This is a genomic window from Pseudomonas faucium (assembly GCF_021602585.1).
Taxonomy (GTDB): Bacteria; Pseudomonadota; Gammaproteobacteria; order Pseudomonadales; family Pseudomonadaceae; genus Aquipseudomonas; species Aquipseudomonas faucium.
In genome coordinates this window covers 145,328-172,241 of record NZ_BQIP01000011.1, presented here as the reverse complement: position 1 = coordinate 172,241, position 26,914 = coordinate 145,328, and the positions used below count along the sequence as shown (strand labels likewise).

Sequence of the window (26,914 nt, the reverse complement as noted above, 5' to 3'; positions counted from 1 at the left end):
GGGCTCAGCGCGCGCAGGCGTGCTTGAGCTCGATCAGGGTCACGCCGTTGCGGGCGAAGCCGCCGCGCAAGTCCCGTTGCAGTTCGTCGAGGCTCTGCGGCTGGGCCACCGTGCAGCCGAATGCGCGGGCCAGGCCTGCGAAGTCCGGGTTGCGCGGCAGCACGCCGATGGGCTCGATGTCCAGGTTGAGCATGTCGTCGCGGATCTGGCCGAGTGCGTCGTTGTTCCACAGCAGCACCACCAGCGGGCGGTCCAGCTCCTCGACGGCGGTGGCCAGCTCCTGCGCGGTGTAGAGGAAGCCGCCGTCGCCCACCAGCACCAGGCCCGGGCGGTCGTCGCTGCCGAACATCCCGCCGATACCGGCCGGCAGGCCGTAGCCGAGGGTGCCGTAGCCGGTCGGGTGCAGCCAGCTGCGCGGCGCGCGGCTGTTGAACACGTAGTTGCCGGTGTAGGCCAGCTGGGTCATGTCGGTGCTGATGAAGGCATTGTCCGGCAGCGCTGCCGCGATGCGCGCGAGGATCGCCTGGTGGATCGACTGCAACGGGCCGTGGCTTGCCTTCACCGCAGTGCGCAGGCGCGCCACGGCGGCACTGGCCTGGGTGGCATCGCGCGAGGAATCGGGCAGGTGCTCGAGCAGCGCTGCCACGGTCTGCTTGGCATCGCCCTGCAACGCCACCGCGCAGGGGTAGAAGTCGTTGAACTTGCGCGGGTCGATGTCCACCCGCAGCAACTCGCCGTTCAGCGGCAAACGCTCGCGCCAGAAGTCGGTGTCGGCCATCTCGGTGCCGACCGCCAGCACCACATCGGCCTCGGCGATCAACTCCCAGCCCGGCTCCACGCACAGAGTGGAGCCGGCATTGAGTGGCGAGTCCAGCGGCGCCAGCCCTTTGCCAGCGACGCTGGTGAAGAACGCCGCGGCCAGGCGCTTGCTCAACAGTTGCAGCTCGGCAGCCGCCTGCAACGCGCCACCGCCGGCGATGATCATCGGGCGCTTGGCCGCCGCCAGCTTGCTGGCGGCCAGCTCCAGGCTCTCGGTATTGGCCGGGCCGCGACCGGGGCGGCGCACCACTTCATGGCTCCAGTCCCGCGCCACCGGCGCTGCCAGCACGTCCAGCGGCACCGAGATGTGCACCGGGCGCGGGCGTTCGCTGTCGAACACGGCGTAGGCACGGGCGACCAGCTCGGGCAGGTCCTCGGCCTTCAGGGCCACGGCCGAGAAGGCGGTGATCGGCGCGGTCATGGCGCGCTGGTCCTGGGTTTCGTGCAGGCAGCCCCAGCCTTTGCCCAGGCTCGCGGTGTGGTTGACGCTGGAAATCACCAGCATCGGGATCGAGTCGGCATAGGCCTGGCCGATGGCGGTGGCCGCGTTGGTCACGCCGGGGCCGGTGATGATGAAACACACCCCCGGCTTGCCGCTGACCCGCGCATAACCATCGGCCATGAAGCCTGCGCCCTGCTCGTGGCGGGTGAGCACGTGGCGGATGCCGCTGCCGGGCAGGCCGCGGTAGAGCTCCAGGGTGTGCACGCCGGGGATGCCGAACACGGTGTCGACGCCGTAGTTGGCCAACAGGCGCACCAGCGCCTGGCCGCCCGTCAATGTGGGGTTAGTCATGTTCATGTCCTTGCACCTGGCCGAGACGGATCAAGGCATCGACCGCGGTGGTGCCGCTGGCACCGACCATCAATGGGTTCACATCCAGCTCCAGGAGCTGGCTGGCGTTTTCGCAGGCGTAGTCGGCCACCGCGCGGATGGCGCTGACCAGGGCGTCCAGGTCGGCCGCAGGCTTGCCACGAAAGCCCTGCAGCAAGGCCGCGCTGCGCAGGCCGAGCACGGCGTTGCGGATGGCGCCGTCGGTGGTCGGCAGCAGCAGGCTCTTGCTGTCCTTGAGCAGCTCGACGAGGATGCCGCCCGCACCGATCACCAGCGCCAGGCCGAAGTCCGCCTCGCGCTTGATGCCGACGATCAGCTCGGCCAAGGGCGCGCCGGCCATGGGCTCGAGCAGCACCTGGTCGAAGCCGACGCCCGGGGCGTAGGCGCCGATGCGTGCGCGCATCTGCCCCAGGGCGGCGCCGAGGGCGGCCTCGTCACCCAGGTTCAGCGCCACGGCGCCGGCCTCGGTCTTGTGCGGCAACTGCGCGCTGACCGCCTTGAGCACCAGCGGGAAACCGACCTTGCGGGCATCGGCGAGGGCGTGCTGCGGGCTGCTCAGCACGCCCTCCGGAACCGGCAGGCCGAAGCCGCGCAGGGCCTGTTTCGATTCCCATTCGTTGAGCAGCGTGCCGTCGCCTGCAAGCGCCTGCGGGCACAGCGGCACCAGCGCCGACTCGCCCAGGGCCAGCAAGGCCTGGCGCTGCTGCGCGTAGCGGGCCACTCGGCCCCAGGCGGCCAGGCCATCCTCCACCCCTTGCAGCGCCGGCACGCCGGCAGCATGCAAGCGCTCGCGGGCGCTGGCCGGCAGCAGCTCGGGGAAGGCCGAGGTAACGAAGCCGGTCTTGCCATGGCGCTGGAGCGCGGCGCAGTACAGCTCCAGCAGCAGGTCGCATTCCTTGCGCTCGCCCGTGAATTCGGCCGGGTAGTCCAGCACCAGCATCGCCGCGTCGGCGTCGCTGCGCAGGGCGCTGTCGAGCATGCGTTGCTTGGCCGGGCCGTCGCCCCAGATCGCGGTGGTGAAGTCCAGCGGGTTGACCAGGTTGGCGTAGGCCGGCAGCACCTGGGCCAGTTCCTCGACCTGGCTGCCGTCCAGGGCCGGCAGGCGCAGGTGGTTGCTTTCCGAATAGTCGGCGATCAGCCCGGCATCGCCGCCCGAGCAGGCCAGCGCGATCAGGCTGTCGCCCTTGGGCAGGTTGCCGCAGGCGGCGGCCTTGAGGGTTTCGACGAAGCTCACCGGGCCGCTGACGCGGATCACCCCCAGGCGTTCGAACAAGCTGTCGTACAGGGCATCGGAGCCGGACAGCGAGCTGGTGTGGCTCAGCGCAAGCTCGGCGCCGATCTGCGACACACCGGTTTTCAGCGCGATGATCGGGATGCCCTTCTCCAAAGCCTTGTGGGCGGCGCGGGCGAAGCCTGGCACGTTCTTCAGGCCTTCCAGGTGCAGGCCGATGGCGGTGACGCGTGGCTCGTCGAGCAACACGTCCATCAGTTCGGCGATGCCCAGCTGCGCCTGGTTGCCGACCGAGGCCATGTAGGCCACCGGCAGCGAGCGGTCGCTCATCGACAGGTTGTAGGCAAAGTTGCCGCTCTGGGTCAGCACCGCAACGCCCTTCTCCACCGCCTTGCCGCCGTGGGCCACGGGCCACAGGGCCGCACTGTGCAGGTAGTCGAGCAGGCCGTAGCAGTTGGGCCCGAGCAGCGCCATGTCGCCGGCGGCGGCGAGCAGCTGCTGTTGCAGGGCCTGGCCCTGGGCGCCGCTTTCGGCGAAGCCCGAGGCGTAGCAGATCGCCCCGCCCGCGCCTTTGGCGGCGAGCTCGCCGACACAGGCCAGGGTCAGTTCGCGGTTGGTGGCGATGAACACCGCATCCGGCGCGCAGGGCAGCTCGGCCACGCTGCCCACGCACGGCACGCCGTCGATGCTGGCGTGCTGCGGGTTCACCAGCCACATCTGGCCGGCGTAGCCGCCGTCGGCGCAGCGCTTGAGCGCGCGGGCCATGCTGCGCCCACCGATGAAGGCCAGGTGCCGGGGCGCCAGCAGGCGTTTGAGGTTGTCACGAATGGCTTGCGACATGGCGATTCTCCGGTCAGCGCAACAGCGGGCGCAGCAGTTCGCGGGAGATGATGTGCCGCTGGATCTCCGAGGTGCCTTCCCAGATCCGCTCGATCCGCGCGTTGCGCCAGATGCGCTCGACCGGGCCTTCGTCCATCAGGCCCATGCCGCCGTAGATCTGCACCGCCTCGTCGGCGACCTTGCCCAGCACTTCACTGGCGAACAACTTGGCCATGCCGGCCTCGCCGTCGGTCATGCTGCCCTGGTCCATCTTCCAGGCGGTGTGCAGGGTCAGCAGTTCGGCGGCGCGAATCTGCGTGGCCATGTCGGCGAGCTTGAACGACACACCCTGGTAGGTGCCGATCGGCTGGCCGAACTGCTTGCGGTCGGCCGCCCATTGCAGCGACGCATCCAGCGCGCGCTGGGCCTGGCCGACGCAGTTGGCGGCGACCATCACCCGGCCTGCGGTGAGCCAGGCGTTGGCCACTTCCCAGCCCTTGCCGACTTCGCCGAGCACCTTGCTGGCCGGCACCTTGCAGTCGTCGAAGAACAGCTCGTAGGTGTGGTAGCCGCGGTTGCTCACGCATTTGGGGCCGCGGCGGATGGTCATGCCCGGGGTGCCGCGGTCGACCAGCAAGGCGGTGACGGCGTTGCGCTTCTTGCCGTTGTGCTCGTAGGTGTCGGTGACGGCGAAGACGATGGCGAAATCGGCGTGCCCGGCATGGCTGATGAAGTGCTTGCTGCCGTTGATGACGAAGTCGTCGCCTTCGCGCACGGCGCGGGTCTTGATCGAGTTGGCATCGGAGCCTGCGCCCGGCTCGGTCAGGGCGAAGCAGTCGGTCTTCTCGCCGCGGATGCACGGCAGCAGGTAGTCCTCGACCTGCTGGCCGGTGCAGGCCATGAGGATTTTCGACGGCCGCGCGACGAACACGTGCAGGGCCCAGGAAACTTTCGACAGCTCGCGCTCGATCAGTGCCTGGGACAGGTAGTCGAGGCCGCCGCCCCCCACTTCCTCGGGCATGTTGAAGGCATAGAAGCCGGCGGCGATGGCCTTGCCACGGATCTGCGCGGCGAGCTCCGGGGACACTTCATCGGCGCGGTCCACGGCTTCTTCATGGGGCAACAGCTCCTTGGCGACGAAGCTGCGTACGGCATCCACCAACATTTCTTGTTCTTGGGTCAGTTGGAAATTCATGGCCTGTTCCTGGGTAACCGGGGAATGAGTGAGTGCTTACTTGCCGGTGAAGCGTGGTGCGCGTTTTTCGCTGGCCGCGCGCAGGGCTTCGGCGCCATCGTCGCTGCGCCCGCAGAGCAGGCCGGCGGCGAGCTCTGCGCTGAGCTGTTCGCCGAGGCTGCGCGCGGCGCCCTCGCGGATCAGCCGTTTGGTCTGGGTGAAGGCGAAGGTCGGCCCCTGGGCCAGGCGTGCGGCAAGCTCGGCGGTGGCGCCGGGCAACTGCTCGTCGGCGACCACTTCACCGACCAGGCCGGCGGCCAGTGCGCGCTCGGCGCCCCAGAGCTCGTCGAGGAACAGCAGGCGCTTGGCCTGCTCGCTGCCGATCAGGCGTGGCAAGTGCCAGCTGGCGCCGGCATCCGGCGAGTAGGCCATGCTGGTGTAGCCGGCCTTGAAGCGCGCCGACTGGGCGGCCAGGCGCAGGTCGCAGCACAGCGACAGGTCCATGCCGGCGCCGACGGCGGTGCCGTTGATGGCGGCGATGGTGGGTTTGTCCAGATTGTGCAGGCACTGCATCAAGGCGTGGGCGGTTTCGGTCCAGCCATAGGTTTCCAGGGCGCCACGGGCTTCGGCCTCGGCCCATTCGGCAAGGTCGGCGCCGGCGCAGAAGCTGCGGCCGCTGCCGGTCAGCACCACCACGCGCACGGCCGGGTCGCTGTTGTACGCCTCGAGGGTGGCGTGCAGCGTCTTCAGGGTGGGGATGTCCAGCGCGTTGCGCTGCTCGGGGCGGTTCAGGGTGATCCAGGCGACGCCGGCTTCAACCTGCGTGAGTAGGGACGACGGAGCGGTCATGACGGGCCTCGAATTATTGTGATTGGGGGTAAGACCTGAGGCTCATGCTAAACGAGTGTTCAGTAAGGAGGCAATTGCCGGGGTGGTTGGCGTGTAACAGCCGAGAAATCTATTTATCTCATTGTTTTATATGGATTTATTTTGCGATTCAGCGATGCGTCGGCGGGCGCTGTTACAACTTTGTACAACTGCCCATGAGCGCCCTGCCTGTGGGAGCGGGCTTGCCCCGCGAAGGGGCCCGCCCGGATCATGTAAATATTTGTAGGAGAAATTTCAGCTAAATGTAGGAAACATCTATATTCCCCCGGAAGGCTGGCCTGTTCAGAAAATGTGCGCCAAGTTCAAAACTTCATTGCAGTGGAGTTTTGAAAAATGCCCAGGGCATCGTTGACCCCAGCCTGTACAAACCCGTCTTCGACAGCACTCAAAGTAAGCTCGGCGCCCATGTGCGCCTACTGGTGTTGCCAGCCCTGCAGATTGAGCCTCAACGAACCGTGCTCGGCGCTTTCATTGGCTTTGATAGTTCTGCGCACCCCTGATAGTCGTCCTGATTATCACCTCAGCGGAACAGCACACTTCCTTCATGGAATGAGAATCTTCTCTCGAAAGTACGTGATCGAGCAGTCAATTTCGCCATAACCCCACCCTTTGGCGACGCACTTAAAACTTCACCCTGCGCTTAATACCAACGCTTTGGAATAGATAATAAATTTATGAATGAATTCCTTCATCGCACGGACACGCTGGGCTCGAGCAAAGTGGTTATTTGTGGCAAACAGAAAACACACTGGCTGGAGTTTCAGCTGCTCGACGAACGGGGCGAACCGCTGGTGAACATACCCTATCGCGCCGAAAATGACGCCACGCGCGCCGCCTGCGCACCTGTATACACCGGGGTAAGCGATGCCCAAGGCGTGATTCGCCTGGAGGGTCTGCATCCGATCCGCATCAGCCTGAAGTTGTCGGCCGACCCCTTGGCTGAGCAATTGTCGACAAGGCGCCTGCGTGCTGAAAGACCCGAGCCTGCACGGCCTGCAATTGGCAACCCTACACCGCTGCATGGGCCTCAGCGTTCAGGGTTTTCACCGATTGAAGACGAGGCGCAGGCGGCAGGGCATGGTTACCACCACCTGCGTATTGGGCAACTGTGCGATCAGTTGCCTAATTTCGACCCTCCGCTGGCGAATCCGGATTCACCGCCGGCTTTCCACTTCCCGGATCCGGACTATGAAGGTTTTAGCGTTTGCTACGAGGACTTGAACCGCCGTCATGTGCTGGAGGTATGTCCGTTACGTGCATGGTCTCTAGTGCTTCACCATCAGCGTGATTACAGCCTCGCGAACGCTTACAACTTAGGTTTGATGAGTATCTTGTCTTACAGTAAGTCGCCCGGTTTAGATAAGGGATCGGTCAAGGAGTTCTTCGAACGGCAATGCACGGATCTTTCACGTACACCGCGGGTATGGGATAACGGCCAAGCTTGGCCCTGCCTGGTGACAGATGTTCCCTTCGATGAGCGCTACGCCGTGGCTGAGTTGTTGGACACCAGCAGAGCTGAGCCACCGGAAGGTCATACTCAGCTGTTTTACGCTATCAGTGCAACTCAGGTACTGGTAGCTTGGCGGGGTACTGAGACAGATGGGGTTGGCGATTTAATTACCGATCTGTCCTTTCGGCCGGTTCAACCGCAGGTTACAGGTAGTTGCGAACCAAGTGTGCCTTGCCCCGAATTGACGGATCAAGGTCGTGTACACCTAGGATTTCGTGATGGATTCCAGCTAGCAAGCAGACTGTACCCCAGAGAATTGGGGAGGCTGATCCCGCAGGGTGCAAGAGATAGGCAACTATTTATATGTGGCCACAGTTTGGGGGGTGCACTGGGACTGATCCACGCAGCCTCACTCAGACACCTTAACCCTCTGCTGCACACCTATGGAATGCCGCGCACCTTTACAATCAAGGCTGTTTGGAGCTTAAGTGGTCTACTCCACTTTCGCCACGTCAACGACTCCGATCTAGTCCCGCGCGTTCCGCCGGAAGCGGACTTGGACAGTCATTTGTATAAATTATACGGCCCGCTGGGGACCACGTTGGGTTTTGCCTGGTCGATAATAAAATTATCTGCTAGCGCAGTGGTCAAACACGGCGATCCTTTTAGCCATCACGGCGAGATTGCATTGTTTTATGTGGCTGATCAGCATATCCAGCGCAGAGGATCGCAGTATCCGGCCTATCTAAACAAGGAGGGGTTGGGTGCGCCCTACCACACAACCATCTCGCACAGACTTCAAGAAAAAGCCAAGCTTTATCTAGTGCCTAGCCTAGATGAGGCGGACAGTTTGAACGCTGAAAAGGCACAGAAGCGCCTGATCAACTCTTTGGACAAGGACGGCAAGGACAGATTTTTCAAACCCTATGGCAACGCGAGCATAGGAGTGCGAGTAAGTATCACCAATCACTTCATGTCAGAGTATCAACCCTATCTACATAACCAACTGCTGGAATCGATCAACCCGCAACGGGTGCAGGCGCGACAGCTACAGCGGAAAAAATTCGAAAAGCAAATGGAAGATAATAGTGCGCGAATACCTGCGGATGAATTATCCCGTAATCGCAGATTTCTCGATATGCACAATCGTCTGGAACTGGCTTTGCAGGTAACACGAAGAACTGAGGATGGAGAGGATGCTCTACAGCGCTTCAACCTTGTAACGGACCCAGAAGCCTACTATGAAAAACTTTACTCATAGACATTGAAGCGCGAGTGAAAAAAAGATGATCAGGAAAGACTATATTATGCTTTCATGCATGTTTGTGAGCACTTATGGCTGCGCTACGGATCGAAGCCTTGTTCCGAATCTGAGTGGGGAACAAATTACGGTAACTGTTAAAGTACCTGAAGCGCTGATCGCAGAAGAGATGCAGATCGTGTATCGATCGAAGCTATGCACGTTTACTGACTATACAGCCAGCGGAGTGCCTTATAAGCGTGACGGGTACAAAAGCACAAACATTCAACCTGTGCGTCATGGGCTGACAGATCTGTATGAAGCTAAGTTGGCAATAGACGGTGGCGGTGCGTGTCAATGGCGCCTGAGCAATGTCACCTTCGGTGTGATGTATAAAGACCCCACCCAGTTTGGCGATGGCGTTGTTTACGGCACAGGCGGTGGGATAGTCGTTATTTTTGATCACAATGATTCGGGGCGCGGCGGCGCGGATAGAAAAGTTGAAGGCGATCTGATTATGCGCAAAGACTACTACCCTTGGACGCACGAAAGCTTTATCGGGGGCTACGAGAAAAGTGTGAGCTTGACCGGAGATGGCCATATATATAGCAAATACCAGGCAACGCAGGCACGAAAGGTATATTTCGAACCCGTCCTGCATTCTGCTTTTATTGCGCGCTCCGTGGGACCGAAGGTAAAGCGCGAAGGCAATCGAACCCTTTACTACTATCCCGACGGCAGTAGCTCCCCGGAGCCTCAATTTAGGCCGAGCTTTCGAAAATTACAGTCCATCCGCCTAGCTGCTGAAGCGAAAGAATGAGCGTGCTCTCCTTTTAGCTTCTTGGCACTGCTGCAGGTCTATTCGGTTGCACCTCACAGTGACTATGAGAATACCCGTGTGAGAGCCGGCGATAGAGCCGAGCCGGATGCACAGCTGCCGGAGTGGTGAATGTCGCTTTTGATTAATCGCGGTGCTCGGAAATCATTTCCGGAGTTGACGAAATCACCATCACACATATCGAAACACTCATTCTGCGCCCTCTGCCATTAAACATCGACTCATCATCCATAGCTTGTGAACCCCGCACCTCACAAAACCAAGAGGATTCGGGGCAGATGAATGATTTTTCTTACATTTAAAGCAGATACCTCCTGCACGTACACCCTAAAAAACATAGTCAACGACACAGCACTATCCCTACGTAGGAAATTACTGAGCCGCATTCCCACAAAAAAGAACTTCGACTAAACAACTTAAAAACCTACCCCCTTCATTCAAACAATTGACACCCGCTTCTCAAACCCCTAAACCTCTAGACACCCGCAAATACTGGGCAATCACAAAACCAGGAGTCATGATGAAAAACCAATATGGTACCCGCCCCAAAAAGCTCTCTTCCGAAACCAACTTCAATAGGGCGCCGGAGTTTTTCGAAACAAGAAATCCTACTCGGCGATGGCCGCACCCGAACTCTACAGAGCGAACCAGTGAAAACACTTAGAACTTACAACTACGAAATACTCAATTTCGATACTGACCCTCTGACCCCCCATTTGAACAGACCGTCAACAGCTATCGAACAAAAAACAATAGAAGCCTTGGGACAAATTAACAAAACCAAATCCACACCACTCAGCACAGCACACTGGAGAACACTTACTTCACTCTTTTCCTCAATGAAGCCAAGCAAGCTGCGTAGACCCTGAGCCCCGCCCCAACAAAAAACGCGGCCCTCAGGCCGCGTTCATTCGCTTCACGCCACCGGCATATCCGGCTCCAGCCCTACCCCCTGGCGCTTACGCTGCACCACGAAGTACGCCACATAACACAGCGCAATAAACCCAAAGCCCCAGTACAACGAAGGCCGCTGGGTCTCATCCATCGCCAGAAACACGAACAGCGAACTGCACAGGGTAATACACAGCAACGGCACCAGCGGATACAGCGGTGCCCGGTACTTCAGCTCACTCAACTGCCCGCCGTCACGCAGGAACTGCTGGCGGAAGCGGTACTGCGCCAGGGCAATCACGATCCAGGTCACCGTGCCCGACATCCCGCTCACTGCCATCAGCACCATGAACAAGGTGTCGGCGGCGACGAAGCTGGTCATCAGCGACACCAGCGCAAAGCACAGGGTGATGAACAGCGCCCGCAGCGGCACGCCGCGGCTGCTCAGCGGCGACAGGCTGCGGGGCGCCATGCCGGTCTTGGACATGGCCCAGAGGATGCGGGTGGAGGCATAGAGGCCGGAGTTGCCCACCGAGAGAATCGCGGTGAGGATCACGAAGTTCATCAGGTCCGCGGCAAAGGGAATGCCGACCATGTCGAACACCTGCACGAACGGGCTTTCCATCAGCCCGGCCTGCTGCCACGGCACGATCGCCGACAGCACCACGATCGCCAGCACATAGAAGATCAGCACGCGGAACACCACGTTGCGCACCGCGCGCGGGATGCTTTTTTCCGGCTGGTCGGTCTCGCCCGCCGCCACGCCCATGATCTCGCAGCCCTGGAAGGCGTAGACCACGGTCATCATCACCGCGAACACGGCCGACAGGCCATTGGGGAACAGCGACTCGCCGATCAGGTTGCTCATCATCGGCGCCGGCGCCCCGCTGGTCAGCGGGATCGCGCCGAAGATCACCAGCACGCCGACGATGATGAAGCCCAGGATCGCCGCCACCTTGATGCCGGCAAACCAGTACTCCGCCTCGCCGAAGGCGCGGGTGGCCAGGGCGTTGATGCCGAACAGCACGGCGACGAACAGCGCCGACCAGTACCAGATCGGCACCCCGGGGAACCAGCGCTCCATCAGCATGCCGGCAGCGGTGAACTCCAGGCCCACGGTGGTGGCCCAGCTCATCCAGTACACCCAACCGATCATGAAGCCCGTGGCCGGGCCGATGAATTTCGTCGCGTGGGCCTGGAACGAGCCGGACACCGGCATCTGCACCGACAACTCGCCCAGGCAGACCATGACCAGGTACATCAGGAAACCGGCCACCAGGTAGGCCAGGATCGCGCCCACCGGCCCGCCCTGGTTGATGGTCACGCCCGAGCCCATGAACAGCCCGGTGCCGATCACGCCACCGAGCGAGAGCATGAAGATGTGCCGGCTCTTCAATGCCCGTGTGAGGTGGATACCTTCAGCTTTACGGCCTTTCATTATTATTATCTCCAATAAGCGTCGAAGACCGCGTGCCGCGGTTGAGGCGATTATTGGAAAGCGATGTAAGGCGCGGTTGATCGTAAAGATCGAAGATGTAAAAAGTCGTAAGGTTTTTGTCTCAGGCCGCCAGCAGTTGCGCCAGGCTGTCTTCGGCGCGCAAGAGCTGCTCGCGCAGCGCCCCGGCCATGGCCCGCACCGCGGCCTTGTCGCGTGCCAGGGCGCTTTCTTCCAGTTGCCGCAAGCTCGCTGCCAGGCCGCACAAGCCCAGGGAATCGCTGCTGCCGGCCAGGCGGTGGGCCAGGTGCATGACCTCGGTGCAGTCCCCCGCCTCCACCGCTTCGAGCAACGGCTGGCGGTGTTGCGCCAGGGCGTCGCGCAAACCGGCCAGCAGGCCCTGCAGCTTCTGCTCGCCCAGCAGCGTGCGGTGCGTGCCGAGCAGTGCGTGGTCGAGCCAGGCAGAAGTGGCAGGCTGCTGCGCCTGGCCCTGCCCGGCCAGGGCCAGGCGCAGGTTGGCCAGCTTCAGCGGCTTGCCCAGCACGCCTTGCATGCCGGCATCCAGGTAGGCGCGCACCAGCCCCGGCTGGACGCTGGCGGTCAGCGCCAGGATGCGCGTGGCGCGGTTGGGCGTGGCGCCAGCGCGCACCTGCCGGCACAGCTCCACGCCACTGCTGCCCGGCAGGTGCACATCCAGCAGCAGCAGGTCGAAGCGCCGCTGGGCGCACAGCTGCAGGCCCTGCTCGGCATCCTCGGCCAGCCACACCCGGTGCCCGTCACGCTCCAGCAGCCCGCGCACCACGTCGCGGTTCAAGGCCACGTCTTCCACCACCAGGATGTCCAGCGGCGCCACGTTGGCAGCCGTATCGGCCACGGCCTGCAACCCTTGCCCCGTTTCGAGCTCAAGCTCGAACCAGAAGCAGCTGCCCTGCCCTTCGCGGCTGCGCACGCCAATCTGCCCGCCCATCTGCTCCACCAGGTGCTTGCTGATGGCCAGGCCCAAACCGGTGCCGCCGTAGCGCCGGGCCACGGCCTCGCTGGCCTGGACGAAGCGGTCGAAGATCTTCGGCTGCATCGCCTCGCAGATGCCGATGCCATCGTCGGTGACGCTCACCCGCAGCTGCTGGCGACCGGGCGCCTGGCGCAGCACCTGGACCTCGACCAGGATCTCGCCGCCCTCGGTGAACTTGATGGCATTGGCCAGCAGGTTGCTCAGCACCTGGCGCAGGTACTGCTCGGCGCCATGCTGGTGGCCGGCCAGCTGCGGGTCGATGCGGCACAGCACCAGGCTGTCGTTGGCCAGCGCACGGGGTTCGAGCAGGGTCAGCACCTCGTCACACAGCTGGCGCAGGGAAAACGCCACGGCCTCCGGGCGGCTTTCGCCTTCTTCGAGGCGGGCGAAGTAAAGCACTTCGTTGAGGATGCCCAGCAGCCCTTCGCCGGCCTTGTACAGCGCCTCCAGGCGGGTGCGGTCCTGCGCCGCCAGCCCGGCGCCGCGCAGCAGCTCGGCCATGCCGAGGATGCCGTTCAAAGGCGTGCGCAATTCATGGCTCATGGTGGCCAGGAAGCGCGACTTGGCAAGGTTGGCGGCCTCGGCGTCGTCCTTGGCACGCATCAGGCTCGCGGTGCGGCGCTCGACCTGCTTCTGCAGCTCGTCACGCTTGCCCTGCAGGGCCAGGCGGTCGCGCTCGCGGCGCTCGATGTCGCTGAGGATCGCCCGGCGCATGTCATCCAGCGCCAGCGCCACGCTGTCGATCTCGTCCGGGTGCGGCGAGCGGCGCTTGCGCAGGCGCAAGGGCTCGTGCCACTGGCCGGCCCCTATGCGCCGGGCAAAGTCGGCCATCACCTGCAGGTGGCGGGTGACCAGGCGGTAGAACAACCCGGACAGCGCAAGGGCCAGGCCGCAGAGGAACACGCTCATCCACAGCAGGCTGGTCAGCCCCGTGGCGAACAGGCGCCGATGCACCGCGCCCAGGTCGATGCTCACTTCCAGCTCGCCCAGGTGGCGCACCGGGCCTGAGGGCGGCTGGTAATCCAGGGCGAAGCGCTCGACCCGCAGCGGCCCCTGCGGCGCCGCATCACCCTGCTGCAAGGTGAAGTCGGGGCTGTTCAGGCGCACCCGTGCCACATCGGAGAAATCCACCAGCCCGCGCAGCTGCACGTTGAGCTGCTCCTGGTTCAAGTCCCACAGGCTGCGCTCCAGGCTCTCCAGGTAACCGGCACGGATCAGCGCCATGCGCGCATCGATCTCGCGCATCTCGCGGCGGTATTCGAAATACAGCTGCACGCTGCTGGCCAGCACCGTGAAACACAGGCTGAACAGCAGGATGAACAGCAGCAGCCGGCGCAGCAGGCCCCCCGGTTGCAGGCGGCTCATGGCTGGCTGACCATGTCGCGGTAGGTGACCTCGCTCTCGTGCAGCCAGCGCTCGAGCTCGCCGGCATCGGTCATCTGCTGCAGTTGCTGGTCGATCTCGGCCATGCGCCTGCTCAGTGGCGAGCGGCGCGACACCGCCACGCGCAGGTAGTCGACGCTGAGCGCCGGCGGCAGCGCGACGATGTCGCCGGCGCCGGCCAGGTGCTCGACGAACAGCTGGCCGGTGCGCCGCTCCTGGATCACGAAGTCGATGCGCCCGCGCATCAGCTTGCCGAAATTCTGCCCGCTATCCGACACCCACTCGATGTTCTGGTGCTGCGCCACGAAACGGTCGAACTCGGGGCCGTAGCTTTCGCCGAACAGCAGCCCGCCGCGGTAATGGGCCAGGTCTTCGAGCTTGTCGAACTTCAGCGGCCGCTGGCGGTTGGCGAACACCGCCACCTCCTCACGCAGCACCGGCACCCGGGAAAACAGCATGGTCTGGGCGCGCTGCTCGGAGGTGTAGGCCAGCACCACATCCACCCGCCCTTCGGCGGCATCGAGCAGGCAGCGCTGCCAGTTGCCCAGCACCACCATTTCGACCTGGTAGCCCAGCCGCCCGAACAGCTCGCGCACGACCGTCGGCGCCAGGCCGCGCGGCTGCCTGCCGTCGCTCCAGGACACCGGCGGGTAGACCGGGTAGTCGCAGTAGCGAATGCTTTCGCCGGCCTGCAGCGCTGCGCTTGCCAGCAACGCCAGCAGGCCGAGCAGGTAGCGGTTCACGCCGCCACGCTGGCGGTGAACAGGTAGCCGGCGCCGTGGATGGTGATGATCAGTTCAGGCTCGGCGGGGTCGTCGTGCAGCTTGCGCCGCAAGCGGCCGACCAGCACGTCGATGGAGCGGTCGTTGGGCACCCACTCGCGGTTGCGGATCTGGTCCATCAGCTGGTCGCGGCTCAGGGTATGGCCGCTGTTGCGCAGGAACACGCTGAGCAGCTGGAATTCGCCGTGGGTCAGCAGGGTTTCGCCGCCTTGCGCATCGACCAGGCGGCGGCGGTCGCAGTCCAGCGACCAGTCGCCGAACTGCTTGAGCGAGGCATTGGCCGGCGCGGCCGGGCGCGTGCCCTGGGCGTGGCGCACGCGGCGGATCAGGTTCTTGGCGCGCGACACCAGCTCGCGGGGGTTGAGCGGTTTGCTGACGTAGTCGTCGGCGCCGCATTCCAGGCCGACGATGCGGTCGATCTCGTCGTTGCGCCCGGTGATCAGGATGATCCCCACTTCCGAGCGCACCCGCAGCTCGCGGGTCAGGGTCAGGCCGTCCTTGCCGGGCAGGCGGATGTCCAGCATCACCAGTTCCACCGGCTGCTCGGCCAGCAGCGTTTCGGCCTGCTCGGCGGTGGCGGCGCAGTGCACGACGTAGCCTTCCTGGGCGAGGTAGGCCTGGAGCAAGTCACGAATCAGCGGATCGTCGTCGACGATCAGTACGCGAGAGGTCATTGCGTAGGGTCCTGAGTCGCCCGAAGGCGCGTTTCTTATTAGAGTGGGCCAAGACTAGCGACTGCTGAACGGCCGATCAACAGGCCTCGATGGGGGTGGTGAAGCGTTGCCGACCACCGGCCTGCAGGCCATCGACCCAGGCCTCGCAGATCTGCACGCCCTGGGCCGGGGTGAAGGTGCCCGGGTTCAGCCCCGACTCCAGCCACAGGCCGTCGAGCAGCGCGCTGAGGCTGATGGCGGCGAGGTCGGCGTCGAACTGCGCCCAGCCCTCCTCCCGCGCCAGCTCACTGAGCAAGGTGCGCAGCTCGCGGCGGTACTCGCCATAGGAATGGTCGTGCACCTGGTTGATCGCTTCGGCGGTCTTCACCGCGCCCCAGAACGCCAGCCAGGCGTCGAGCAGCTGCGGGTCGAGCAGCTCGGCACTGAACGAGCCACGGAAGAATGCCGACAGCCGTTCGCGGGCGTTGGGCGCCACCTGGGCCATGGCCTCGCGCAGCAGTTGCATGACCCGCCCGGTGACTGCCATGTAGGCCTCGGCCACCAGCTCGTCCTTGCCCGAGTAGTGGTGGCTGATCAGCCCCACCGACACACCGGCCTCGGCGGAGATCTTGCGGATCGAGGCGCCCTGGAAGCCATGGCGCTTGAGGCAAGCCAAGGTGGCCTCGACCAGATTGGCCTTGCGCAGTTCGGGCAGCATGCGGCTGAAGCGGGCTTCCTGGGTCATCTGTCGTCCTCAAGCTCGGCTAGTCCAGTTGAACGACTGTACAGTAAGTCGCGTAAAACGCGATACTCCGGCGACACCTGCTTCAGCATCCACGACAAGAACAACAGAGGTTCCTGATGACCGACCTGATCCAGCACCATTACGACGAAGGCCTTCTGACCCTGCGCCTGAACCGCCCAGACAAGCTCAATGCCCTGACCAACGCCATGTATACGCGCCTGGCCGAGCTGTTCGAGGCGGCCAACAGCGACCCCGCCGTCGAGGTCATCGTGCTCACCGGCAGCGCCGAGTGCTTCACCGCCGGCAACGACCTGCCGGACTTCCTCGACCAGCCACCAACCGACCTGCAGAGCCCGGTGTTTCGCATGATGTGGGCGGTGCTGGCCCTGGACAAGCCGCTGATCGCCGCGGTCGCAGGCCCTGCAATCGGCATCGGCACCACCTTGCTGCTGCATTGCGACCAGGTGTTGGTGAGCCGCGACGCCAAGCTGCGCACCCCGTTCGTGCCATTGGGCGTGTGCCCGGAATTTGGCGCGAGCCTGTTGCTGCCAAGGCTGCTGGGGCACGCGCGGGCAGCGCAGTTGCTGCTGTGCAGCCAGTTGATCGATGGCGAGCAGGCGCTGAACTGGGGGTTGGCCACCGAGCTGTTCGACGATGGCGCTCAGTGCCAGGCTGGGGCCGTGAAGCTGGCGCGCCGCCTGCAGCAACTGCCGGCCGAGGCGCTGCGCATCAGCAAGCAGTTGCTCAAGGACGCGCACCGCGAAGAGCTGGCGGCGACGGTGGCCAAGGAAGGGTTGCTGTTCATCGAACGGCTCAACAGCGACGAGGCGAAGGTTGCGATGGCGGCCATGGCCAAGCGCTAGGGGCTTTGAGCAGGTCGCTGCGGCGGGCCTCATCGCCGGCAAGCCGGCTCCCACAGGTGTGGGCTGCCCCCAATAAATTGGACGCCAATGTGGGAGCCGGCTTGCCGGCGATGAGGCCAGGCCAGGCAGCGCAGTGATCTTGCACTGCCCAGTACCGAACATCCGAAAGCAAGCCGATAACTTGCCGCCCTGCCGGGTTTCTCTACAATTCAACTTGCCCAATGGGTATACAAAGTCCAATGCTCGCCGCTCTGCACGTTCGACCCCATCGACGTAGTGCAAGCCCCCGTAGTTCGTGGCTCCTGGATCCGGTCCCGCACCTGTGCAAAGGGCGACCTGATCCGGTGATGCACCATGGACGCAAACAAGGATTCAACAGGCAACTATGCCGTGTGGCTGCCTGGCAGTGCATTGATACTGAGCCTTGTCGTTTCCGCGTTTGCCCTGACCCGCGCGCCCTTCATGGAAACGCGCCCGGAGGGTGCGCAGTTCCAGCCGCAAATGCCGATCGAAGCACGCCTGTGGCAGGACCCTTTCGATGCGCTGGAGCGGTACCGCAAGCGCATCAAGGACTTGAACCTCTCACCCGCGACAGCGCCGTGCACCAGCGGCCAACCCGAAGGCAAAGCGCAACTCGTCGTGGCCTTGGTGGAAGATGGCGCCTATGCCGAAGCGGTCGAGCTTCGCCGCCGCATGCGCTACGCCATCCTGGCAGGCTTCAAGGGCGCTCGCCTGGTACCGGATGACGAGCAACATATTCGCTGCCTGGCCATTCCCCTGAAGGCGTTGAACATCGCCGATACGCAGGAAGTGGCACTGCAAGAGGGCCAGGCGCCAATCAGTGAGCCGACGCTGGACGTGCCCTACGAGGACTTCGTCGCCGACCCTCTGGTCCCTGACCCGACCAGCGACGAAGAACAGCCACCGGCAGCCCGCGTCAGGCTGTTGTGGCTCAAGCAGGATGCGATAAAGCAGGACCCGTTGGGCCAACTGAGTCGTTTCAGAGACACGTTGTTAGGCAGCATGTCCACCCACACGCTGAAAGTCATCGGGCCTGCCGATTCGACGATGCTGCGCAGCTTGTATCAACGTGAGGCGCAAGTACGCTACAGGCTCACCGACAACGGAGAAGTCTCCGACTTCCCGACAAAACCCAAGGCAGAAATCCCGCCGAACATCGAAATCTATTCCCCCTTGGCCACGGCCGACAAGAAACTGTTGTTAGGCGACTTCGACAGCCGGGGCCAAAAGCCAGACCCTTCGTTCAAAGGCCTGCCACTGATACGCACGGTCAGCGACGACACCACCCTGGCCCGCCTGCTGCTCGAAGAACTGAAACTGCGCCATGTCGACCCAACGGCCGGGGCCCAGTGCGCCACGCCGCAGGAAGAAAGCCGCTGCTTCCCGGGCGCCGAGTGGCGCAGCGCCAATCGCATCGCACTGATCTCCGAATGGGACAGCTTCTACAGCCGCGCGCTGATCGAAAGCTTCCGCAACAGGATCGGCGAACGCCCGGCCTTGCCGCCCCTGGACGCCGCCCGGGTCGATCCCTGGGTGCTGCGCTACAGCTACCTGCGCGGCCTGGACGGGCGGCTGCCGGAAGACAGCATCGCCAAGACCGAGCAGAAACCGGATAAAGACCCCCGCAGCGTCGACCTCAGCCCGCTGGAAAAGTCCGACGGCAACTCCCAGCTCGATTACCTGCGGCGCCTGGCCGACCACATCATGCTGCAGGACGAGGCCTACCGCGACGCCGGCCAAAGCGGCATCGGCGCCATCGGGGTGCTGGGCCTGGATACCTACGACAAGCTGCTGGTGCTGCAGGCGCTCAAGAGCCGCATGCCGAACAAGCTGTATTTTTCCACCGAACTGGATGCGCGCATGCTCCAGCGCGGGCAAGCCCAGGTCACGCGCAACCTGGTGCTGGCATCGCCCTATGGCCTGACCCTGACCCGCGCCCTGCAGCAGGAGATGCCACCGTTTCGCGACAGCCAGCAAAGCGCGGTGTTCGTCGCGGTACTGGCCGCACTGGCCCCCGAGCCCTTCGACGCCAAGCGCTGGAAGTTCGATTATTCCAAGGCCGGCATCCTCTCTCCGAGCATCTACGAAGTGGGCATCAGCGGCTTCATACCGCTGGAGAGCAGCCTGACCAAACGGCGCTCCCCCGATTGCGCACCGATCAACAATCGCTCGGGCCAGGGCACCTACATCCGCCCGCAGGACATCATGGCCCTGCGCTGCCTGCAGGACCCTTCCCCGCCCATCTACCCGGAGCCTTCCGAAGCCCTCAAGTTCCGCCTGCATGGCATCCAGTCGTTCTTCCTCGCCGGCCCCCTGGCCCTGGTGCTGGTCACCCTTGGCCTGCTGCTGAGTTGGCGCAGCGGCAACCACCGTGAAAGCCGCACGGGCTTCAGTGTCTGGGTGCCCTCGGCACTCTATGGCGTGGCGGCCCTCACTGCCTGGATCGCCACGCGCACCTGGCGGGTCGAGTTGCTGTGGGTGACCTTCGGCCTGATCCTGATCGGCCTGATCGCCTCGGGCCTGAACCGCCGCGAGCTGGACAGAAGCGAGAGCAGCGACGACCGGCCGCCGGCGCGTGGCTTGTTCGACGCCAGCGCCTGGTACGTGCTGGTGCCGCTGGTGATATTCATCCTGGTGCTGCTACGCGCCTACCAGCAACGCGAGGAACTGACCGAAGGCGGCCTGGGCGAGCCGATGTTCCTGTTCGAGGGCATCAGTGCCTGGCCGACCATTGCCCTGCGCGTGCTCGCCGTGATCATTTCGCTTGCCGCCCTGGCCTGGGGCGCACGCAACCTGCGCCTGAACCATCAGGAAATCGAGCGCAAGTACCACCTGCGCAGCAGCAAAGGTGATGATCACGCTGTCGGCTTGTGGCGCCAGCTGCAGCCTTTCGAGGATGGCAAGCTGCGGCCCCTGAAGCGCCTGGCCGCGGCATTTGGCAATTGGCTCAATCATGTGTTTCTGCCGCTGTCGCCGCACACCCCTCGCGACCCCCGAGACGCCGGGCAACTGCTGGCGTACTGGAGCGAGCACCGCATCTGCGGCAGCTTCGGCGCCAGGCTGCTGCGGGCGATGCTCACCTCCTGGATCTTCGTGGTACTGACCAGCCTGCTCTACGTGCTGTGGCCCATGGATGGCGACCCGATGCGCGGCAACCTGGCGCTGCGCAACTGGAGCTGGCTGCCGCCGTTGCTGGCTTTCAACCTGCTGGTGTTCTGGGTGGTGGATGCCAACCAACTGTTGATCCGCTTCATCCGTCGGCTCAGCGAGGAACACTGGCAGTGGCCCAAAAGCTTGCAGCGTGAGCAGAAAGCGCTGTACGGCGATGCCCTGAACCCGGTGCCCAAGGCCGCCTACGCCAGCATCGACGAGTGGTTCGGCCTGACCTTGATCGCCAAGCGCACCGCCGCCGTCAGTCGCCTGATCTACGCCCCGACCGTGGTGCTGCTGATCCTGATCATTTCGCGCAGCAGCTACTTCGACAACTGGCCGACCCCGCCGGGGATGATCATCACCTTCACCCTGACCGGGCTGATCCTGCTGTATTCGGCGCTGTCCCTGCGCCGCGCCGCGGAAAAGGCCAGGACCCTCGGCCTGCAGCGCATCGACCAGTACCTGCTGGAAATCGCCGGCAACGAGACACTGTCGGCCAAGTTCCGCCTGCTGCGCGAACGCATCGTGGCGCTCAACACCGGGGCGTTCTCCCGCTATGCCGACGAGCCGGTGGTGCGCGCCCTGCTGCTGTCGCTCACCGGCATCGGCGGCTCGGCCCTGGTCGATGCGCTGAACTACGCGAAGTTCTGAGTACGCAAGCCAAGCGGAGTCATCACGACGTCAACACCAAAGGAGCACGCGCTCATGGCCAACCTAGTGATTTGCTGCGACGGCACCTGGAACACCCCCGAGCAACTCGACAAGGGCGTGCCGGCCCCCACCAACGTGGTCAGGCTGCATAACGCCGTGGCAGACCAGGACGCCGCCGGTGTCCACCAGGAAAAGTACTACCACCCAGGCGTCGGCACCTCCGGCAAATGGTGGGACAAGGCGCTCGGCGGCGGCACAGGCTCGGGGCTCGACGACAACATCAAGAGCGCCTACCAGAAGCTGTGCTACTGCTATGAGCCGGGCATGGACATCTACCTGTTCGGCTTCAGCCGCGGTGCCTACACCGTGCGCAGCCTCAGTGGGCTGATCAACAGCTGCGGCTTGCTGAAGATTGCCGACCTTGAGGCCGCCGAGGTCTGGCAGCGCCTCGACCGGCTGATGAAACTCGGCTACCGGCGCAAGCTGGAAGACCGCGACGACTGGGACAAGCTGGGCTGGGCCTTCCATAACGCCAAGGGCGCCAGCATTGCCCTGCGCTTCATCGGCGTGTGGGATACCGTTGGCGCACTGGGCATCCCCGACGACATGGCATTACTCAACCTGCTCGACGACCGCAACCGCTACACCTTCCACGACACTGCCTTCCACCGTTCGGTCAAAACCGGCCGGCATGCCCTGGCGATGGATGAGCGCCGTGCCTCCTTCCAGCCCACCCTGTGGACCGACGTGCCCGCCGGCTGCGATGTGCAGCAGTTGTGGTTCCCCGGTGTGCATTGCGATGTGGGCGGTGGCTATCGGGAAAGCGGGTTGGCCGATGGCGCGCTGCAATGGATGATCGAACAAGCCGAGCAGTGTGGCCTGGCGTTCAACCAGAAGACCCTCAAGCAGATTCGCCCGAACTACCACGACATGATGCACGACTCCTGCGACGGCGTTTTCGGCCTGCTGCCGACGCAGCCGCGCAGCATCCCCGACCTCAAGACGCAAACCGCGCAGTTCCATCAAACCGCCCTCGACCGCCAGGACGACCCGCCCATCACCCAACACCCCTACCGCCAGGCCCGCCTGCTCGCGCCCTCTCCCCCGCTGGTGATCGACATCTCCGCCCGCCTGCCGTGGAATGAAACGGGCCTGTGGCTGGAGGCCGGCCGCGCCTACCACCTGCGCGCCACCGGGGAATGGCTGGACAGTTCGGTCAGCTGCGGCCCGGGGGGTACCCACGACGGCAATTTCCAGCCGGCGGAAGTCGCCCACCTGGTGGGCAGCGCGCTCGGCCAGATGGAAACCTGGTACAGCAAGCTGTTCAGGAACAACGACGCCAACTTCAACTTCACCAAGCGCCATGAACAGTTCAACTGGTTCAGCCTGATCGGGGCGATCACCAACGGCGATGGGGTGGACGCCAAAGGCTACCTGATCAAGCCGGAGGTGTTCGAGATCGGCCAAGGCTGTACCTATACGCCCAAGCGCTCGGGGTACCTGTACGCCTATGCCAACGACGCGTGGAACTGCTATGGCAACAACCGCGGGCATGTTGCCTTGTGGGTGACCTGAAAGCCCTAGGCGAAGGCTTTGGCCAGCAACCGCTCGAGGGTGTCCTGGTCCAAAAGGCCGGTTTCGGCGAGGCCTTCTTGCGCCTGGAAGCCGATCAACGCTGAAAAGGTGCGGCGCCCGCGGATGCCATCGATCGGGCCAGGGTCCATGCCCAGGTACTGCAGCGCCGCCTGGGCGGTGCGCAGGCTGAGGTCGGGCAAGGTCACCTGGAACTTGGCATGGGCTGCGGCAAGGCGCGTGTCGTACTCGTTGCGCTTGAATTCCTCGCCGTTGTAGCCGCGGGCAAAGGACACCCAGTTGCCACGCTGCAAGGCGCCGGCCAGGTTGTTGCCCTTGATGAAGTTGGCCATGGCCTGCAGCTGCGCATTCTCGTCCTTGACCATGCCTGCGACCAGCTTGTCGGTGGAGGTGAACCCGGCCACCTTGAAGTTGAAGCCCATCACCTGCCCAATGCCCCAGGACGCGCTCTGCAGCGCCGCGCTCTTGTCCAGCGCCATGGCCTTCTCCAGCCGTGCGTACTCGGCGGCGCCGCCAAGGTAGCCGCCGGCCTTGGGCTTGCTGATGTCGTCATTGCCATTGTCATGGGCGCCTTGGGTCAGGCGGTGAAAGACATGGCGCTCGAAGAGAATCTGCGGGCGCCGGTCGGGCAAAAAGCCAAAGCCGCGCGTCTCGACCGTCAACACCGCCCACACCTGCGAGTCAGGCACGCCCAGCGTGGCGCAGACTTCGTCCATGCCTTCGTCGTTCAATGGATTGCCTTTGCCCTGGAAGTTCATGTCAGCCTCCTGTCGATCAGCGTCGGAGGTGACACGTGCGCATCCATGTCCTGCGTCTCGAACCTCGCCGGCCGGGGCAAGCCAAGCGACTTCCCCAGCTACCAGTCCTTAGTCAAGAGCCAGATGTGAACAATTTCAAAGTCGTGGCTAGACGATTTCGCTATGCCGGTTGCAGCGGATCATATCGGCCAGTTTCTCGCCGATCATGATGCACACCGCGTTGGGGTTGCCCGAAACCAGGGTCGGCATGATCGAGGCATCGGCCACCCGCAGGCGTTCGACGCCGCGCACGCGCAGCTCGGGGCAGACCACCGCCTGCTCGTCAGTGCCCATGCGGCAGGTGCCCGCCGGGTGCAGCGCGGCATGGGCGATCTGCTCGCAGAAACGGGCGATCTGCTCGCGGCTCTGCACCTGCGGCGCCGGCACATGGCGCCGGGCGATGTAGGGCTTGAACACCGGTTGCTGCATGATCTGCTCGGCCACGCGAAAGCCTTCGACCAGGGCATCCAGGTCGTAGGGGTCGGCGAAGTAATTCGGCACGATCCTCGGCGCCTGGTCCATCGTGTTGCCATCGAGTTCGACATAGCCGCGCGAGCGCGGGCGGATCTGCCCGAAGTTGATGGTGCAGCCGTTGCCGCCGGGCACTGTATCCACGCCTTCCTCGATCCCCGCGCCGACCACCATGAAGTACTGGATATCCGGCGTCTGCTCCTCCTCCTGCCCCCACCAGAACGCCCCCGCCTCGATCAGGTTGGAGGCCGCCGGGCCATTGCGGAACAGCCCGTATTGCAGGCCGGCGGCGGCTTTCCAGAGCGGCTTCTTGTACTTGTCGTAGCTGTGCGGGCCGGTCAGCTCATAGACCATCGAGATTTCGATGTGGTCCTGCAGGTTACGGCCTACCCCTGGCAGGTCCATCACCAGCGGTACGCCCTGCGCCTGCAGGTGCTCGGCAGGGCCGATGCCCGAGACCATCAGCAGCTGCGGCGTGGCGATGGCGCCTGCCGACAGGATGATCTCCTTGTTCGCGTACAGCTCGCGGCGCACGCCCTTCTCGGTGTAGACCACGCCCTTGGCGACCTTGCCGTCGAAGAGGATCTTCTCGACCTTGCACCCGGTCCTGACCGACAGGTTGCCGCGCCCCCGGGCCGGCCGCACATAGGCCGCCGCCGCGCTGCTGCGCAGGCCATTGCGCGCGGTGATCTGGTAAAGGCCGCAGCCCTCGGGCCTGCCGCTGTTGAAGTCGGCGTTGTAAGGCAGGCCCTGCGCCTGGCAGGCCTGCAGCCACACCCGCGACAGCGGATGCACATAGGGCGGGAACGACACCCCCAGCGGGCCGCCGGTGCCATGCACCTCATTGTTGAAGGTGTCGTTGTCTTCGGCCTTTTTGAAATACGCCAGCACCTCGGCATACGACCAGCCCGTGGCGCCCATCGCCGCCCAGCCATCGTAGTCCTGGGGCACGCCGCGGATGTAGATCATCGCGTTCACCGAGCTGCCGCCGCCGAGCACCTTGGCCTGGACCATGGTCGGTGCCTCACTGCGCGCCTGGGCCTGGGTGGGCTCCCAGCGGTAGCGCTTGAGCAGGCCGCCCTGGGCGGTCTTGTAGTAGGCACCGGGGATATGGATGTATGGGCTCAGGTCACGCGGCCCTTCTTCGAGCAGCACCACCGTGGCCGTGCTGTCTTCACTCAGGCGGCCGGCCAGGGTGCACCCCGTGGAGCCGCCGCCAACCACTATGTAATCGACCATGTTGGTTTCCACCTGGCTTAACCGTTGACCAGTTCGTCGAGCAACCTGTAGTGCTCGCGGGCAATGGCGAAGCTGTCGCCCTGGTGCTGTTTGCGGCAGAACAGCTCGCAGCTCCACCAGCCCTGGTAACCGCTGGCCTTTACCGCCTGGGCCCAGGTTTTAAGGTTGAGCACGCCGGCGCCGATGGGCACATCGCGCAGCACATCTTCATCGGGGATGCCGCCGTCGAACGGCAGCGAGTCGCACACATGCACGCCGTAGAGGTAGTCCTTGTGCAGCCGCGCGATGTCGTCCGGGGTATCGCCGCTGGTGTGGCAATGCCAGAAGTCGATCACCATCTTCAGGTTGGCGCGCTCGGCCCGGTCGATCAGCTCGGCCTGCCGGGCGACGCCAGCCATGGGCGTCCAGGCCAGGGCCTCGAGGTAGAGGGTGAGGTCGAACTGCGCCGCCAGGTCTGCCAGGGCCTGCAGGTTGCTGGCGGTGGTGCGCATCTGCGCGTGCAGGTCCTGCGCCAGCAGGCCGGCGTAGTGCCGGGGCGCACGGCCCTGGCGGTGGTCGATCACCGCTTGCACGTCGAGCGGGCCAGTCAGTACCTGCACGCCCTTGGCCCCGGCTGCGGCGGCCAGGGCAAACAGCTGCCGGGCTTCGGCCATCAACGCTGGGTACAGCGCAGCGCTGCGCTCGATGTCGCGCAGGTAGCCGACACCGGGTAGCGACAGGCCGCCCAGCAGCGTGCGCAGGTCTTGCTGGGTGTGGCCTGCGTCGAGGTACTGCTGCACTTTCGCTGCCGACACTTCCAGCGCCGCAAAGCCGGCGGCCCTGGCGATGCTCACATCCAGCGCCAGCGTGCCGTGGCGCGCCACGGTGCAGTGAAAGGCCAATTCATTTACAGACTGTCTACTGGGCATCGCACCCTCCCGGACTGTGGTGGGCCGAGTATCGGGGCGTGCCTGCGGGCGCTCAATTTCGCAAGGCTGCAGCAGATGACGCACAGTGACGCATGATTTGCCTGTGGGATCGTGCATTGCCTGCGGTTTGGCGAGGCCCTGGGCGCTGCCTTGCCGCCCCCAGAAAATGCCCATAGACTGCCGCACCGCCGAAAATCACTGAACAGATGCCATGCACAACCAAGAGAATTTTCAAGAAAACCTGAAAATGCTATGCGAGCAGGTTGGCACCGTTTCCGAGCTGTGCCGGCGGGTTGGCATCAATCGCCAGCAGTTCAACAAATACCTGGCCGGCACCCACCAGCCGTCGAAATCCAACCTGCGCGCCATCGCCGGTTTCTTCGGGCTCAGCAGCGACGTGCTCTACACCAGCCCCAACGATTTTCGTTCGATGATCGAGGGCGGCCACTTCCACCTGTTCAGAAGCCTGGTGCAGTCGCCGAAGATGCTGCAGTTCATCAACGAGCGGGTGCTGGAAAGCGATGCCGACCTGGGCGACTTCACCGGCGTCTACGAGCGCTACCACTACTCCTCGATCTACAAGGGCAAGGTGGTCAGGTCGGTGTTCTGCCTCTACGAGAAGGACGGCATGCTCATGCACTACTACCTGGAGCGCTTCCCCAACCAGGATGGCAGCGGCAAGATCGACTACCACTTCAAGTACCACGGCCTGAGCTTCATTATCGCCAATCGCATCTTCTGCATCGACTTCGAAACCATCCAGCGCAACGAGATGACCTTCACCAACCTGGCCGCGGTCAGCCGCAACAGCAAGAAGTACATCTTCGGCGTGTCCAGCGGCATCGCCGCCACCATGGTGCGCCAGCCGGTGGCGGCCAAGGTGGCGATGAACTTCGTCGGCAAGGGGCTGATCAACAAGGCCCATATCAAGCGGGCCACGGTGCTGTCGCCGAACGACCCCTCGATCCCCAAGGAAGTGGTGGACTACCTGGGCGCAGGCACGGCCTCGATCGACCCGGTGTGAGC

At 63.9% G+C, this 26,914-nt stretch carries 18 protein-coding genes; 6 read left to right on the top strand and 12 right to left on the bottom strand.

What is annotated here, in order from left to right:
- Positions 1-4 precede the first annotated feature (4 nt).
- The 4 genes from L6D75_RS15355 to L6D75_RS15340 are packed head-to-tail and all read right to left on the bottom strand — an operon-like array spanning position 5 to position 5,724.
- Entirely contained in the window at positions 5-1,612 is a 1,608-nt protein-coding gene (locus tag L6D75_RS15355) for a 5-guanidino-2-oxopentanoate decarboxylase (RefSeq protein ID WP_176517702.1), read from the bottom strand.
- A complete protein-coding gene (locus tag L6D75_RS15350; RefSeq protein WP_176517701.1) occupies positions 1,605-3,722 on the bottom strand; it encodes an acetate--CoA ligase family protein in 2,118 nt (705 codons plus the stop codon). Before L6D75_RS15350 ends, L6D75_RS15355 begins: the two co-directional genes overlap by 8 nt.
- A 13-nt stretch (positions 3,723-3,735) precedes the next feature.
- A complete protein-coding gene (locus tag L6D75_RS15345; protein ID WP_176517700.1) occupies positions 3,736-4,896 on the bottom strand; it encodes an acyl-CoA dehydrogenase family protein in 1,161 nt (386 codons plus the stop codon).
- Positions 4,897-4,932: 36 nt separating this feature from the next.
- On the bottom strand, positions 4,933-5,724 hold the full coding sequence (locus tag L6D75_RS15340) for an enoyl-CoA hydratase/isomerase family protein (protein ID WP_176517699.1): 792 nt from the start codon (positions 5,722-5,724) through the stop codon (positions 4,933-4,935).
- A gap of 713 nt (positions 5,725-6,437) precedes the next feature.
- On the opposite strand from L6D75_RS15340, the gene L6D75_RS15335 reads away from it, so the two are divergent.
- Complete coding sequence (locus tag L6D75_RS15335) at positions 6,438-8,474, top strand: lipase family protein (RefSeq protein WP_176517698.1); 2,037 nt, start codon at positions 6,438-6,440, stop codon at positions 8,472-8,474.
- Positions 8,475-8,499: 25 nt separating this feature from the next.
- On the top strand, positions 8,500-9,273 hold the full coding sequence (locus tag L6D75_RS15330; protein ID WP_176517697.1) for a hypothetical protein: 774 nt from the start codon (positions 8,500-8,502) through the stop codon (positions 9,271-9,273).
- A gap of 934 nt (positions 9,274-10,207) precedes the next feature.
- Here the strand turns inward: L6D75_RS15330 and L6D75_RS15325 are convergent.
- The 5 genes from L6D75_RS15325 to L6D75_RS15305 all read right to left on the bottom strand — a co-directional run bounded on the left by L6D75_RS15325 (position 10,208) and on the right by L6D75_RS15305 (position 16,192).
- On the bottom strand, positions 10,208-11,620 hold the full coding sequence (locus tag L6D75_RS15325; RefSeq protein ID WP_176517696.1) for an amino acid permease: 1,413 nt from the start codon (positions 11,618-11,620) through the stop codon (positions 10,208-10,210).
- Between the two features lie 121 nt (positions 11,621-11,741).
- Positions 11,742-13,994 (bottom strand): ATP-binding protein, encoded by a 2,253-nt coding sequence (locus tag L6D75_RS15320; protein ID WP_176517695.1) that lies wholly within the window; start codon positions 13,992-13,994, stop codon positions 11,742-11,744.
- Positions 13,991-14,755 carry a substrate-binding periplasmic protein gene (locus L6D75_RS15315; RefSeq protein WP_176517694.1) on the bottom strand — a complete coding sequence of 255 codons (765 nt, stop codon included), beginning with the start codon at positions 14,753-14,755 and terminating at the stop codon, positions 13,991-13,993. The genes L6D75_RS15320 and L6D75_RS15315 overlap by 4 nt, the downstream gene beginning before the upstream one ends.
- A complete protein-coding gene (locus L6D75_RS15310; RefSeq protein ID WP_176517693.1) occupies positions 14,752-15,468 on the bottom strand; it encodes a response regulator in 717 nt (238 codons plus the stop codon). Before L6D75_RS15310 ends, L6D75_RS15315 begins: the two co-directional genes overlap by 4 nt.
- A gap of 76 nt (positions 15,469-15,544) precedes the next feature.
- Positions 15,545-16,192: a TetR family transcriptional regulator C-terminal domain-containing protein gene (locus L6D75_RS15305; protein WP_176517692.1), complete on the bottom strand. Its 648-nt coding sequence runs from the start codon at positions 16,190-16,192 to the stop codon at positions 15,545-15,547.
- 116 nt (positions 16,193-16,308) lie between these two features.
- Here L6D75_RS15305 and L6D75_RS15300 point away from each other — a divergent pair, with 116 nt between their 5' ends.
- The 3 genes from L6D75_RS15300 to L6D75_RS15290 all read left to right on the top strand — a co-directional run bounded on the left by L6D75_RS15300 (position 16,309) and on the right by L6D75_RS15290 (position 22,455).
- Positions 16,309-17,055, top strand: a complete 747-nt coding sequence (locus L6D75_RS15300) for an enoyl-CoA hydratase-related protein (protein WP_176517691.1) — start codon at positions 16,309-16,311, stop codon at positions 17,053-17,055.
- A gap of 354 nt (positions 17,056-17,409) precedes the next feature.
- A complete protein-coding gene (locus tag L6D75_RS15295; protein WP_176517690.1) occupies positions 17,410-20,880 on the top strand; it encodes a hypothetical protein in 3,471 nt (1,156 codons plus the stop codon).
- A gap of 54 nt (positions 20,881-20,934) precedes the next feature.
- Positions 20,935-22,455, top strand: a complete 1,521-nt coding sequence (locus tag L6D75_RS15290; RefSeq protein WP_176517689.1) for a DUF2235 domain-containing protein — start codon at positions 20,935-20,937, stop codon at positions 22,453-22,455.
- A 5-nt stretch (positions 22,456-22,460) separates the two neighbouring features.
- Here L6D75_RS15290 and L6D75_RS15285 read toward each other — a convergent pair whose 3' ends face one another.
- From L6D75_RS15285 to L6D75_RS15275, 3 genes are all read right to left on the bottom strand, one after another.
- Entirely contained in the window at positions 22,461-23,231 is a 771-nt protein-coding gene (locus L6D75_RS15285; protein ID WP_176517688.1) for an N-acetylmuramidase domain-containing protein, read from the bottom strand.
- 147 nt (positions 23,232-23,378) lie between these two features.
- Entirely contained in the window at positions 23,379-24,980 is a 1,602-nt protein-coding gene (locus L6D75_RS15280; RefSeq protein WP_176517687.1) for a GMC family oxidoreductase, read from the bottom strand.
- Positions 24,981-24,997: 17 nt separating this feature from the next.
- The gene (locus L6D75_RS15275; RefSeq protein ID WP_176517686.1) at positions 24,998-25,888 is read right to left on the bottom strand and encodes a sugar phosphate isomerase/epimerase family protein; all 891 of its coding nucleotides are present in this window, start codon (positions 25,886-25,888) and stop codon (positions 24,998-25,000) included.
- Between the two features lie 211 nt (positions 25,889-26,099).
- On the opposite strand from L6D75_RS15275, the gene L6D75_RS15270 reads away from it, so the two are divergent.
- The gene (locus tag L6D75_RS15270) at positions 26,100-26,912 is read left to right on the top strand and encodes a helix-turn-helix transcriptional regulator (RefSeq protein ID WP_176517685.1); all 813 of its coding nucleotides are present in this window, start codon (positions 26,100-26,102) and stop codon (positions 26,910-26,912) included.
- Positions 26,913-26,914: the final 2 nt, after the last annotated feature.